Source organism: Streptomyces sp. NPDC050535 (genome assembly GCF_044457665.1).
GTDB lineage: Bacteria > Actinomycetota > Actinomycetes > Streptomycetales > Streptomycetaceae > Streptomyces.
Genome location: NZ_JBITHE010000008.1, coordinates 332,032 through 344,636, shown reverse-complemented (window position 1 = coordinate 344,636; position 12,605 = coordinate 332,032). Strand labels below are relative to the sequence as shown.

General features: G+C 72.4%; 10 protein-coding genes. 2 read left to right on the top strand and 8 right to left on the bottom strand.

The window, feature by feature from the left end; translation table 11 throughout:
- Positions 1-85: 85 nt before the first annotated feature.
- The 8 genes from ACIBLC_RS20750 to rimP all read right to left on the bottom strand — a co-directional run bounded on the left by ACIBLC_RS20750 (position 86) and on the right by rimP (position 11,288).
- A complete protein-coding gene (locus ACIBLC_RS20750; protein ID WP_399212483.1) occupies positions 86-3,670 on the bottom strand; it encodes a trypsin-like peptidase domain-containing protein in 3,585 nt (1,194 codons plus the stop codon).
- Between the two features lie 416 nt (positions 3,671-4,086).
- Positions 4,087-4,992 carry a tRNA pseudouridine(55) synthase TruB gene (truB, locus tag ACIBLC_RS20745; RefSeq protein WP_399212482.1) on the bottom strand — a complete coding sequence of 302 codons (906 nt, stop codon included), beginning with the start codon at positions 4,990-4,992 and terminating at the stop codon, positions 4,087-4,089.
- On the bottom strand, positions 4,989-5,459 hold the full coding sequence (gene rbfA / locus ACIBLC_RS20740; RefSeq protein WP_399212481.1) for a 30S ribosome-binding factor RbfA: 471 nt from the start codon (positions 5,457-5,459) through the stop codon (positions 4,989-4,991). Before rbfA ends, truB begins: the two co-directional genes overlap by 4 nt.
- A 73-nt stretch (positions 5,460-5,532) precedes the next feature.
- Positions 5,533-5,826: a DUF503 domain-containing protein gene (locus tag ACIBLC_RS20735; RefSeq protein WP_383682436.1), complete on the bottom strand. Its 294-nt coding sequence runs from the start codon at positions 5,824-5,826 to the stop codon at positions 5,533-5,535.
- Positions 5,827-6,019: 193 nt separating this feature from the next.
- Positions 6,020-9,208: a translation initiation factor IF-2 gene (gene infB, locus ACIBLC_RS20730; protein ID WP_399212480.1), complete on the bottom strand. Its 3,189-nt coding sequence runs from the start codon at positions 9,206-9,208 to the stop codon at positions 6,020-6,022.
- A gap of 146 nt (positions 9,209-9,354) precedes the next feature.
- Complete coding sequence (locus ACIBLC_RS20725) at positions 9,355-9,633, bottom strand: YlxR family protein (protein ID WP_399212479.1); 279 nt, start codon at positions 9,631-9,633, stop codon at positions 9,355-9,357.
- A gap of 90 nt (positions 9,634-9,723) precedes the next feature.
- Positions 9,724-10,734: a transcription termination factor NusA gene (gene nusA / locus ACIBLC_RS20720; protein WP_399212478.1), complete on the bottom strand. Its 1,011-nt coding sequence runs from the start codon at positions 10,732-10,734 to the stop codon at positions 9,724-9,726.
- A 2-nt stretch (positions 10,735-10,736) separates the two neighbouring features.
- Positions 10,737-11,288, bottom strand: coding sequence for a ribosome maturation factor RimP (gene rimP, locus ACIBLC_RS20715; RefSeq protein ID WP_399212477.1), 552 nt, complete (start codon positions 11,286-11,288; stop codon positions 10,737-10,739).
- Between the two features lie 254 nt (positions 11,289-11,542).
- Between rimP and ACIBLC_RS20710 the strand changes: the two genes are divergently transcribed.
- Both ACIBLC_RS20710 and ACIBLC_RS20705 read left to right on the top strand, forming a co-directional pair.
- On the top strand, positions 11,543-12,079 hold the full coding sequence (locus tag ACIBLC_RS20710; protein WP_399212476.1) for a hypothetical protein: 537 nt from the start codon (positions 11,543-11,545) through the stop codon (positions 12,077-12,079).
- The gene (locus ACIBLC_RS20705; RefSeq protein WP_399212475.1) at positions 12,076-12,603 is read left to right on the top strand and encodes a ferritin-like domain-containing protein; all 528 of its coding nucleotides are present in this window, start codon (positions 12,076-12,078) and stop codon (positions 12,601-12,603) included. The genes ACIBLC_RS20710 and ACIBLC_RS20705 overlap by 4 nt, the downstream gene beginning before the upstream one ends.
- Positions 12,604-12,605: the final 2 nt, after the last annotated feature.

Here is a 12,605-nt window from a genome sequence, read left to right as displayed (position 1 = left end):
TGCGCAGCTCTAAGAGTGCCATGCCGGGTGCGCTCCGCTTGCATCGGCATCGGGCTGTGACACATCCCGCACCACCGCGCCCGGGTCAGGCGGGGACCCGTGCCCCGGCCAGGTTCTCGATCATGCGGCGGGTGCTCGGGCCGACCACGCCGGCCCACTCCTCGGGAGCGCCGGTCAGCCAGCGGGCGACGAGCGCGGCGAAGCCGGGGACGGTACGGGCCAGGTCGACGAGGCCGCGGTCGAACCCGGTGGCGCCGGCCGGGGTGCGGACGAGGAGGAGGCCCGTGCGGTGCACGAGTTCCCGGGTGGGTTCCTCTCCCCTGCGGGCCGCGCCGGTCGCGGCGGCCCGCAGCAGGGTGCCGAGGACGGCCGGGTCCCGCTCGCCCGTGAGGAGGAGGTCCAGCAGTTCGCGGCGCAGCGGACGGGAGGCGGGACCGCCGGATGCGGCGAGCACGGTCGCGAGCGCCGACCGCACCGGTGCGGGGCAGCCGTCGAGCAGGCCGGTGACCAGCGGAAAGAGCACCGGACGCGCTTCCGGACCGTGTTCGAGTCGCCGGTCGACGTACGCGGCCACGTGGGCGGCGGTCGCCGGGCGCAGCTCCGCCAGCTCGCGGACGAGGGCGGCGACGCGGCCGGCCAGGGCGGGTGTGGTGACCTCGGCGAGGGTTAGCAGCGTCTCGTCCGTGTGCGGGCCCGTGCCCGGCTGCCACAGCCGCGTCCTGAAGGCGGCGAGCACCTGGTCGGGGTGGGTCGCGAGGGCGGCCACCAGCGCGCTCGCGGGCAGTTGCGGGTCGCCCGCCGTGAACCGCTCGAGGGCCTGGGTCAGATGGCGCGCCCGGGTCCACGGGTCCCGTACGAGGAGGCCGAGCGCGCCGCCGTGCAGGGTGCTGTCGGCGGGGCGGGCCAGCAGGGCGAGCGCCGCGTAGCGCAGCAGGGCGCGGTCGGCCTCGGTGCGCACATGTGGTGCGGCACGCAGCCCGTAGGCCATCGCCGCCACCCGCCGCGCCGGCCGGTCGTCGTGCGCCCAGCGGTCGACCGCCCGGCAGACGGCCGACGGTTCCTCCTCGGCGAGTACGGCGAGCAGCTCGTCGGCGTGCCGGTGCGCGACTCCGACCAGCGCCTCCGCGAGATCGTCCAGAGCCCGGCGCCGGTAGGCGTACAGCAGCGTCTGAGCCGCCGTCGCCACGGTCGCGTGCGGGGTCGCGGGAAGAGGGCGGTCGTCGTCGAACCAAGGGGTGAGGTGCGGTTGTACGGCGGTGGGGTCGGCGGCGAGGAGGCGTGCCACGGCGTCCAGGTAGCGGGGTTCACCTTCCTGCCGCTGGCCCGAACCCTCCTCTTGGCCTTGGCCCTCCTCCCGGCCATGAACCTGGCCCTGGTTCGCGGGCCGCGGCGCCTCGTCCGCGACGACCAGACACCTCAGGAGCTCGAACCGTTCCGCCCTCGGCAGCGCCAGCGCCTCCCAGAACGCCGGCCCGAACTCCGCCGGTACGCGACGCCCTTGCTCCCGCCACGTCACGATCCGCTCGGCGAGCTGCCGCAGCACCCCGGCGTACGGTCCCGCGTCGGGCACGCGCAGCAGGACGTCGGCGCAGAGGTGCGTGGCCCACCAGGCGGCGTCGCCGGGCGGTACCGGCTCGGCCGGCAGGAGCTCGTCCACGGCGTGCACCAACTCCAGCAGCCTGCGGGCCAGTTCGGCGGGGTACCGCTGACGGGCCAGCAGAAGCAGGGCCTGGACGACCGGGCCGATGCGGTGCCGGGGGACGGGAAGCGCACGGGTCTCCCGCGCGGACTCCGGCGCCTCGGCCGGATCGGCTCGCCCCCGGTGAACCAGGGCGTGCAGGGCGGGCGCCAGGTCGAGATGGGTTCCCTGGATCCAGTCGGCGAGCTCCTCGTGGGCGAACCGGTAGCCGGTGCCCGCCGGGACGAGGAGTCCCTCGGTGAGGACGGCGGAGGCCCAGCCGGTGGCGGCGCCGAGGCGGCGTCCACGGGCGGGTCCCCAGGGGAAGACGGCCTCGAAGGAGACGCGGTCCAACTCCCCCTGACCGGGCCCCAGGCAGCGCCGCGCGGCCTCGTGCACCTGGCCGGAGACCTGCGCGGCGAGCCGTCGTACCGCCGAGCCGCGCAGCCCGTTCGCCGCGGCGAGCCGCACCGCGACGCGCAGGCACATGAGGTCCAGGTACGCGGCGAAGACCTCGTCCCGGTCGAGCGGCCCGGCGTCGTCGCAGTCCGGCAGCGCGGCCCGTACCTCGGACAACAGCCGCAGGGACAAGGGGTGGCGTGCGTCGGCGGGCGCGAGCGCGCCCTCGGGGATTCCCGCGTGAGCGCGGGCCCGCAGCGCTTCCCCCTCGGTCAGGTCCCCCAGCCACACACAGGCGGGAAACCGCCCTGCCGCCTGGGCGGAGGTCCCGCGGCCCCGGTGCAGCAGCTCACTCGGGAACCCGGCCCCCACCTGCTCCCAGTACTCGGCGCGGCACGCGATCACCAGCCGCGCCCCGTTCTCCCGCAGCCAGTCAGCCGTGCCCGCCGTCCACTGGGGCATCCGGTGGGCGAGGGCGGGCGGCATCTCCTCGGGACCGTCCAGGAGCAGCAGCAACGGCCGCCCGGTGTCCCGCGCCACCCGGGCCAGCCGCTCCGGCCCGATGTCGCCCAGCTCTCCGTCGTACCCCTCAGGAGGCAGCACGCCCGGGCACGCCGAACTCACCAGGCCCTCCCGCGAGGCCGCGACGATCCGCCCCGCCCGCTCCAGTGCCCGCGCCGCGGCCTCCGCCACCGAGTGGTCGGTGTCGAAGAGGTCGGCGCCTCGGAGCCACAGCGTGGACGCCGGTTCCGCGCACCGGGTGCGGCGTGCGGCGAGGGCCGCCAGTTCCGTCGTACGGCCGCTGCCGGGCGGGCCGACGAGCCCGAGCACGGCCGCGGAGCCCTCCACCGGAGCCGTGAACGCCTCGAACTCCCTGACGACATCGACCCGTTCGACAGGCTCGGAGTCGTCGGCGTCGTCCGGTCCATCCGAGCCCACGGACGTCGCCGTGAGCTCCAGGACGCCCGCCGGATTGAGGTCGGCGCCATACGCGGGGACCGTCGTCGCGTTGCGGGCCAGCAGTGCGGCGAGAGGGCCTTCGGCGTCCGGCCCCCGCAGTGGGACGGCGAAGCCCGCCACCCTGTGCCCGGCGTGCAGCGCGGTGCCGAGGACCGCCACCACCGCTCCCGTGGAGACGTCGAGGACGGGGCCTCCGGCGGCTCCGCCGCCCAGCCGCAGCGCGTCGGCGCCGGTCGTGCCGATCGCCAACTCCAGTGCGTCGCCCAGGAGATGGAAGCGGTCGGTTGCCGTGTAGGTGACCGCGCAGGCGCCGAGCACCCGGGCCTCGCGCCAGCCGCCCGCGGCGATCCGCACATAGGTGCCCGTCTCGACGTGGCCGCGCACGGTGACGGGGAGCGGGTCCACGCCGAGACCTTCGGTGCGTACGAGCGCCAGATCGGCGTCCGGGACGGGAGTGACCGCGTCCGCGGTGACCACACAGGTGCGTCCGCCGGGGGCGTGCAGGACCAGACGGGCCAGTCCGTCGACCGCCTCGTGACTGGTGATCACCGTGCCCTGGTGGTCGGCGACGAAGCCGGTGCCGCGCGGACGCCCCGCCAGGTCGCAGACACGTACCAGCGCCTCGTCCGGCATCGCCGGGTCGTCCTCAGGTGATTCCCGGCCGTCGTCGGATGTCTCCCGCGGACCAGCCCGTGTCGCCCGGGTGTCGTCCGGCGTTCGTCGGCCGTCGGCTGCCGCTCCGCTGTCGACCGGTGCGTGCCGGCCCCCGGTCCGCGGGCCTCGTCCCGCCATGCTCGAACCTCCCCCCGGCGCTCCTGTTTCCGACGGTAGGCGCGGGATGATCAGCGGGACAGATCGCGTCGCGAACGCGCCCCCTTCCGCTACCCCGCTTCACTCCGAGCGCCTGCTCGATGGGGTGAATGTGCGAGTTCGGATGGATACACCCTTGGGTGGGGGAACCGAGGGGGACTGTGGAGCGGCGGGCACGAGACCCCGTGATCGCCGCTCCACGGGCGGGTCCGGCAGAGCTTTCCCGTGGAGCTTCGGCGTCAGCCGAACACCGCGAGGCTCTTGGCCTTGCCCTTCTGGTCCTCCACCAGCGCCAGGAAGCGCCCCGCCGGGTCGAAGACCGCGACGGCGCCGCGCCCGGCGTACTCCTCGGGCATCTCCAGCCGCACGCCGTTCAGCAGCAGCTTCGCCCGGCTGTCGTCCACGTTCCAGCGCGGGAACGCGGCCGTGGCGGCGTCCGCGACCGGCATCACGGTCAGCTCCTGCTGGAGCTGGTCGAGGGTGCGCGCGGAGTCCAGCTTGTACGGGCCGACGCGGGTGCGGCGCAGCGCGGTGAGGTGACCGCCGACGCCCAGGTCCGCGCCCAGGTCACGGGCGAGTGCCCGGATGTACGTGCCGGACGAGCAGACCACCGACACCACCAGGTCGAGGACCGGGGTGCCGTCCTCGGCGACGGCGGCGCGGACGTCGTACACCGAGAACGACGAGATCCGCACGGGCCTGGCCGGGATCTCGAAGTCCTCGCCGTCGCGCGCCCGCTTGTAGGAGCGCACTCCGTTGATCTTGATGGCGCTGACCTTGGACGGCACCTGCATGATGTCGCCGGTCAGCTTGGCGATGCCGGCGTCGACGGCGTCCCGCTCGATGCCGGACGCGTCCGCGGACGAGGTGATGTCACCCTCCGCGTCGTCCGTCAGGGTGTTCTGCCCGAGCCGGACGGTCCCCAGATACTCCTTCTCGGTGAGCGCGAGGTGCCCGAGGAGCTTGGTCGCCCTCTCGACGCCGAGGACGAGCACGCCCGTCGCCATGGGGTCGAGGGTGCCGGCGTGTCCGACGCGGCGGGTCTTGGCGATCCCGCGCATCTTGGCGACCACGTCGTGCGAGGTGAAGCCCGACGGCTTGTCGACAATGACAAGTCCGTCGGGCGTCAGGTGCTTCTCGGTCATCCGGTGGCGTCGTCCGTCTCGTCGGCGTCGTCCGGCTCCTCGTCGGAGTCCGGCTTCTTGTACGGGTCGGCGTCACCGGCGTACTTCGCGCCGGAGGAGACCTCGCGCACCTTCTCGTCCGAGGCCCGCGCCTTGTCGAGGAGGTTCTCGATGGTCTTGGCGGTGTCCGGCAGGGCGTCCGCGACGAAGGCCAGCGTCGGCGTGAACTTCACGCCCGCCGCCGCGCCGACCGCGGAGCGGAGCACGCCCTTGGCGCTCTCCAGGCCCGCGGCGGCCTCCGCCCGCGCCTGGTCGTCCCCGTACACCGTGTAGAAGACGGTCGCCTCCCGCAGATCACCCGTGACCCGGGTGTCCGTGATGGTGACGTGGGTGCCGAGCCGCGGGTCCTTGATCCCGCGCTGCAGCTTCTTGGCCACCACCTCTCGGATGAGGTCCGCCAGCCTCTTAGCCCGCGCGTTGTCGGCCACTGGTCCGTCTCCTTCTTCGCCTTGCTTGTTTCGTCGGTCTTCGTCGGTCTTCGTCGGACGTCGTCGGCTGTGGTCAGTCGTCGTCCGTGTGGAGTCTGCGCCGTACCGACAGCAGGTCCACCTCCGGTCGGGCCGCGACGAGCCGTTCACACCGGTCCAGTACGTCGGTGAGGTGCTCGGTGTCTCCGGAGACCACCGCGAGGCCGATCTCGGCCCTGCGGTGCAGGTCCTGGTTTCCCGTCTCCGCCACGCTCACCGCGTACTTCCGCTGAAGTTCGGCGACGATCGGCCGGACGAGGGAGCGTTTCTCCTTGAGCGAGTGGACATCGCCGAGGAGCAGATCGAAGGACAGTGTCCCCACGTACATGTGTATCCGGATGTCCCGCCGGTACGGGATAGACGGCCTGCCAATGCGCTTGGCAGGGACATCAGAACCGTACAACGAAGTCCCGGTCCGCTCGACGGGGTTTTCGCCCCCGCCGCCCCTACCCGTCGCGCCCCTGAAAAGCGGCGAGCTGGCCGGCGGGGACAAGCCCCGCCGGCCAGCTCGCACAACCGCTTTACGAGCGCGGCTTCTCGCGCATCTCGTACGTCGCGATGACGTCGTCGACCTTGATGTCGTTGAAGTTGCCGAGGTTGATACCGCCCTCGAACCCTTCGCGGATCTCGGTGACGTCGTCCTTGAAGCGACGCAGCCCGGAGATGTTGAGGCTCTCCGCGATGACCTTGCCGTCGCGGACGAGGCGCGCCTTGGTGTTGCGCTTGACCTCTCCCGAACGGACCAGGACACCGGCGATGTTGCCCAGCTTGGACGACTTGAAGACCTCGCGGATCTCCGCCGTGCCGAGCTCGACCTCCTCGTACTCCGGCTTCAGCATGCCCTTCAGGGCCGCCTCGATCTCCTCGATGGCCTGGTAGATCACCGAGTAGTACCGGACGTCGACGCCCTCGCGCTCCGCCATCTGAGCCGCGCGGCCCGCTGCGCGGACGTTGAAGCCGATGACGATCGCGTCGGAGCCGGTCGCCAGGTTGATGTCCGACTCGGTGACCGCACCCACACCGCGGTGCAGGACACGGATCTCGACCTCTTCGCCGACGTCGAGCTGGAGCAGCGAGGACTCGAGGGCCTCCACCGAACCGGACGCGTCGCCCTTGATGATGAGGTTGAGTTCCTGCACCAGACCGGCCTTGAGGGCCTCGTCCAGGTTCTCCAGGGAGAACCGGACACCCCGGCGGGCGAAGTTGGCGTTGCGCTCACGCGCCGCGCGCTTCTCGGCGATCTGACGCGCCGTACGGTCCTCGTCGACAACCAGGAAGTTGTCGCCGGCGCCCGGGACGTTGGTGAGACCGAGGACGAGGACCGGGGTCGAGGGACCCGCCTCTTCCACGTTCTCGCCCTTGTCGTCGAGCATCGCGCGGACACGGCCGTACGCGTCGCCGACCACCATGGTGTCGCCGACCCGCAGGGTGCCTCGCTGGACCAGGACGGTCGCGACGGCGCCGCGGCCCTTGTCCAGGTGGGACTCGATCGCAATACCCTGCGCGTCCTGCTCCGGGTTGGCCCGCAGGTCGAGCGAGGCGTCCGCGGTGAGGACCACGGCCTCCAGGAGAGCCTCGATGTTGAGGCCCTGCTTGGCGGAGATGTCGACGAACATCGTGTCGCCGCCGTACTCCTCGGCCACCAGACCGAACTCGGTGAGCTGACCGCGCACCTTGGTCGGGTCGGCGCCCTCGACGTCGATCTTGTTGACCGCGACCACGATCGGCACGTCGGCCGCCTTGGCGTGGTTCAACGCCTCGATCGTCTGGGGCATCACACCGTCGTTGGCCGCCACCACGAGGATCGCGATGTCGGTCGACTTGGCACCACGCGCACGCATGGCGGTGAACGCCTCGTGACCCGGGGTGTCGATGAAGGTGATCTTGCGCTCTTCACCGTTGACCTCGGTCGCCACCTGGTACGCGCCGATGTGCTGCGTGATACCGCCGGCCTCGCCCGCGACGACGTTCGTCTTGCGGATGGTGTCGAGCAGGCGGGTCTTACCGTGGTCGACGTGACCCATGACGGTCACGACCGGCGGACGCGCGACGAGGAACTCCTCGCCACCCTCGTCCTCGCCGAACTCGATGTCGAAGGACTCGAGCAGCTCGCGGTCCTCCTCCTCGGGGCTGACGATCTCGAGGACGAAGTTCATCTCGTCCGCGAGGAGCTTCAGCGTCTCGTCGGAGACGGACTGCGTGGCAGTGACCATCTCGCCGAGGTTCATCATCACGCCGACGAGCGACGCCGGGTTGGCGCCGATCTTCTCGGCGAAGTCGGTGAGCGAGGCACCGCGCGACAGGCGGACGGACTGTCCGTTGCCGCGAGGCAGCATGACGCCGCCGACCGACGGGGCCTGCATGGCCTCGTACTCCTGGCGCCTCTGCCGCTTCGACTTACGGCCACGACGCGCGGGACCGCCGGGACGGCCGAACGCACCCTGTGTGCCACCACGGCCACCGGGACCACCGGGACGACCACCGAAGCCGGGACGACCGCCGCCACCGCCACCGGGACCACCGGGACGACCGGCGAAACCGCCACCGCCGCCACCCGGACCACCGGGACGACCGGCGAACCCGCCGCCACCGCCACCGGGACCGGCCGGACGACCGGCGAACCCGCCGCCGCCACCACCGGGACGACCGCCACCGGCACCGCCGGGACGACCGCCACCGGCACCAGGACCACGGCCGCCACCAGGGCCACCGCCGCCCGGACGCGGGCTGCCCGCAGCGGGACGCTGCGGCATCATGCCGGGGTTCGGACGGTTACCACCGGGGCCGCCGCCGGGACGCGGAGCGCCACCCTGCGGACGAGGCATGCCGCCCGGAGACGGACGGGTACCGCCCGGACCGCCCTGCGGACGCGGAGCGCCGCCGGGACCGCCCTGGGGACGGGGACCGCGGTCACCACGGTCCTGACCCGCGCCCTGCGGACGCGGACTGCCGGGGGCGCCTGCGCCACCCGGACGCGGGGCACCGCCCGGACGGGGCGCCTGAGGGCGCGCCATACCGGTGGAGCCACCAGAGGTGAACGGGTTGTTGCCCGGACGCGGGCCGGCCGGACGAGCACCGGGACGCGCACCCTGGCCACCCGGACGCGGAGCGCCCTGACGGTCGCCACGGTCGGGACGGTCCGTGCGCTCGGGACGGTCGCCACGGCTCTGACCACCCTGGCCCGGGCCGGCCTGGCCGGGACCGGCCGGACGGGCACCGGCGGGCTTGGGAGCACCGGGACGGGCAGCGGCCGGACGAGAGGCGCCGGCGGCCGGAGCCTCGGGAGCCGACGGGGGCGCCGTGAACTCGGCAGCCACCGGAGCCGGAGCCGCCACAGCGGGCTTCGGCGCGGGCTTGGGACCCGGACGCGGGCCCGAAGCCGGAGTGGACGGAACAGCCGGGGTGACCGGTGCGGCCTCCGCGGGCTTCTCGGCCACGGCCGGCTTGGGAGCCGGCGGACGCGGGGCGGCCGGACGGGCTGCCTGCGCGGGAGAAGGCGCACCCGGCTTGCCGGGCGCTGCCTTGCGCGGCGCCGGCTTGCCGCCGCCGTTGCCCTGCTGGAGGGCATCTGTCAGTTTGCGTACTACGGGCGCCTCGATCGTCGAGGACGCCGAACGGACGAACTCACCGAGTTCCTGGAGCTTGGCCATGACGACCTTGCTCTCAACCCCGAACTCCTTGGCGAGTTCGTATACCCGGACCTTAGCCACTTCGCTCCTTTTAGGTCCGGGTGCGTCCGGACCGTCGCTACTTCATGGGCGTACTCATCGCGTGCTCATCGAGTGCTCATCGCAATCTCGACCTACTTCCAACTCGCGGGGTACCAGGGCCGCACGGGGGTTCCGCGCGACACGTTTTACGGTGTTGCCTGCTCGACGTAGTGGCGCAACGCCTTGCTGTCGAGCGATCCCGGGACGCGCAGCGCCCGTGGGAACGCCCGGCGGCGGACCGCCAGGTCGAAGCAGACCAGGGCGGGGTGTACATACGCACCCCGGCCGGGCAGCGTACCGCGATGATCGGGGACGCATTCACCCTCGACCGCCACGATGCGCAGCAGTTCCTTCTTGGCCGCTCGCTCCCGGCACCCCACACAGGTGCGTTCAGGGCATGCGCGGGCTCGCGTCCGGCCAGACACTCTCTAGTCTACCTCCCCGTATCGACCTCACCCCTTTGGGGCAAGAATCGAACGGTTGTTGTCGTGATCCAACCCACCCTCGGTCTGGATCTATTCCCCGGACCCGTCCCTACGCTGCTCGGACGGCTGTTCGGTGTCCGGGCGGATGTCGATCCGCCAGCCCGTGAGGCGGGCCGCGAGCCGGGCGTTCTGCCCTTCCTTGCCGATCGCCAGCGACAGCTGGTAGTCGGGCACGGTCACCCGCGCGGAACGGGCCGCGAGGTCGACGACCTCGACCTTGGAGACGCGGGCCGGGGACAGCGCGTTCGCCACCATCTCGGCCGGGTCGTCCGCCCAGTCGACGATGTCGATCTTCTCGCCGTTCAGCTCGGCCATCACGTTGCGCACCCGGCTGCCCATGGGGCCGATGCAGGCGCCCTTGGGGTTGAGTCCGGACCGGGTGGAGCGGACCGCGATCTTCGTACGGTGGCCGGCCTCGCGCGCGATGGCGGCGATCTCGACGGACCCGTCGGCGATCTCCGGCACCTCGAGCGCGAACAGCTTCTTCACCAGGTTGGGGTGCGTGCGGGAGAGCGTCACGGACGGGCCGCGGACACCCTTCGCCACCCGGACCACGTAACTGCGCAGGCGCAGACCGTGCGTGTAGGTCTCACCGGGGACCTGCTCCTGCACCGGCAGGATGGCCTCCATCTTGCCGATGTCGACCATCACGTTCTTGGGGTCGCGCCCCTGCTGCACGACACCGGTGACGATGTCGCCCTCACGCCCCGCGTACTCGCCGAGCGTCGCGTCGTCCTCGGCGTCCCGCAGGCGCTGCAGGATGACCTGCTTGGCGGTGGTCGCGGCGATCCGGCCGAACCCTGATGGGGTGTCGTCGAACTCGCGCGCCTCCTGCCCCTCCTCCAGGTCGTCCGGGTCCTCCTTCGCCCACACGGTCACATGGCCGGTCTCTTTGTCGAGCTTCACACGCGCGTGCCGACGGCTTCCCTCGGTGCGGTGGTAAGCGATGAGGAGGGCCGACTCGATCGCCTCGACCAGCAGGTCGAAGGAGATCTCCTTCTCCCGCACCAAACCCCGCAGGGCACTCATGTCGATGTCCACGGCTACGCCTCCTCTGCGTTCTCTTCGTGCGTTTCCTGCTCTGATCGCACGTCTTGCTCGTCTTCCTCGTCGCTCTTGTTCCTGCGGTTGAACTCGACCTGGACGCGCGCCTTGGCGATGTCCTCGAAGGCGAGCCGCCTCGCGGTGGGCTTGCGCCCCTTCACGCCGGGCACCTCGACGTCGACTCCGGTGTCGTCCACCGTCAGGATCCGGGCGACCAGCTCGTCGCCCCCGGTCAGCTGGAACTTCACCAGCCGGTCCGTGGCGCGTACGTAGTGGCGGTGCTCCTTGAGCTCTCGCTCGGCACCGGGGGTTCCGACCTCGAGGGTGTACTCCCCCGCGCCCATCGCGTCCGTCTCGTCCAGCTTCGCCGAGAGCGCGCGGCTCACATCGGCGATCTGGTCCAGATCCGCACCCGAGTCCGAGTCGACGACGACACGCAGCACCCGCTTGCGCCCCACCGAGTCGACCTCGACCTCTTCGAGATCGAGTCCCTGAGAGCTGACGAGCGGTTCCAGTAGTTCTCGCAGCCTCTCGCTCTGGGTGGTGCTCATCCGGGTGACTCCTCGGCCGCGTGTGCTGTTGTGGGTAGGTCTCGTGTGTCAGGTCAAAGGGTATCCGGTCGCCGGGGGTGTTGCCGTCCATCCTGACGTGGCCGGACGGGGTGCGGGGCAGGCGGGACGGAACAAACCGGCCGGGAACCCGCGGCCCGCGGGAGCCGCTGGCGGGCGATCGGCCGGGGCGCGGGTACCGTGATCACGGGCGTGCAGCCCTCTCCTTTCGTACGAGCCTGCCGAGGACGTCTCCCGTGCCGTTCACCCCGCCGCCGCGCACCCGTTCGGGCCCGCGCCGAAGGACCCTGCTCGCGTCGGCCGCGGGTGCCCTGGCGCTCGCGGGCTGTTCCTCTCCCGACTCGTCCACCGACACCACCGGCGGGAGCCCGTCGGCCGCCGACCGGGCACGCGCGCGTGGCGCCCGGGACAGCCGGGCGCTCGCGGAGCGGTACACAACCGTGATCACCGCGCACCCGGCGCTGGCGGAGCGGCTGCGCCCGCTGCGGGCGGAGGTCGTACGGCACGCGGCGGCGTTCGGCACCGGGGAGAGCGCGTCGGCTTCGGCAGCACCGTCTGCCTCCGCTTCCGCGTCGGCCAGTGCCTCCCCCGCCGTACCGGTCGACGAGAAGCATGCTCTCGCCGGCCTCGCGGCGGCCGAGCGCACCCTGGCCGACCAGCGCGCGAAGACGCTGCTCGAGGTCCCTGGAGAGCTGGCCCGGCTGCTGGCGTCGGTCGCGGCGGCCGGGGCGGCGCACGCGTTCTTGCTGACGGAGACGGAGGGGACGAAATGAGCGACACCAAGGACACCGGCGGGACCGAGGAAGCGAAGAAGTCCAAGGAGTCCAAGAAGTCCAAGGAAGTCGAGGCGGCGGAGCTCAAGGCCCTGCAGGCCGCGCTCGGCGCCGAGCACGCCGTCGTCTACGGGTACGGCGTCGTCGGCGGCAAGATCGACGCGGCGCGCAGGACCGATGCCCGGGCGGCGTACGACGCACACCGCGCGCGGCGGGACGAACTGGCGCGTGCCGTGCGGGACCTGGGCGGCAGCCCCGATGCCTCGGCGGCCGCGTACGCGCTGCCGTTCCAGGTGAAGGACACCGGCGCGGCCGTGCGCCTCGCGGCGGAACTGGAGGATCGGGTGGCCGGGGTGTACTCCGATCTCGTCCGGGCCTCCACCGGCGACCGGCGGGCCTCGGCCGCCGAGGCGTTGCGCGAGGCGGCGGTACGGGCGGTGCGGTGGCGCGGCGAGAGCGTAGCCTTCCCTGGGCTCGCCGAGCGGGCGGCCACCCCGTCTTCGTCGGCGCCCCCGCCGTCGTAACG